The organism is Glaciimonas sp. GG7 (assembly GCF_052976905.1).
This window is the reverse complement of sequence record NZ_JBRIIQ010000240.1, coordinates 1-418: the sequence shown is the minus strand read 5'-3', so window position 1 is coordinate 418 and position 418 is coordinate 1. Positions and strand designations below refer to the sequence as shown.

The 418-nt window shown below is 58.1% G+C and carries 1 protein-coding gene; it reads left to right on the top strand.

Translation table 11 applies throughout. The annotated features are described in order from the left end of the window. Nucleotides 1-84 precede the first annotated feature (84 nt). Nucleotides 85-418: Ig domain-containing protein (locus ACVBEF_RS21355; protein WP_447125898.1), on the top strand; the 334-nt coding region annotated here is incomplete at its 3' end.

The following is a 418-nucleotide window of genomic DNA, read 5'->3' as shown; positions in this document are numbered from 1 at the left end:
CCGACGGCAGTCGGGACATCCAACAATATTGCTGTCACGGCGCAGGATGCCCATAACTTCAGCACTACTAAGACGTATTCTTTGGTGATTGCAGCAGCACCGACCATAGTCGTCACGCCGACTTCCGCGACCTTGACGGGCGGAACTGCGAATGTGGCGTATACCAATAACTTCGGGGCCTCTGGTGGTACAGCGTCCTACACTTATACGGCTACAGGCCTCCCAGCCGGACTGACGTTGGATTCATCAAGCGGTGCGCTGAGCGGCACCCCGACGGCAGTCGGGACATCCAGCAGCATTGCTGTCACGGCGCGGGATGCGCATAACTTCAGTACTACTAAGCCGTATTCTTTGGTGATCGCCGCACCGACCATAGTCGTCACGCCGACTTCCGCGACCTTGACGGGCGGAACTGCGA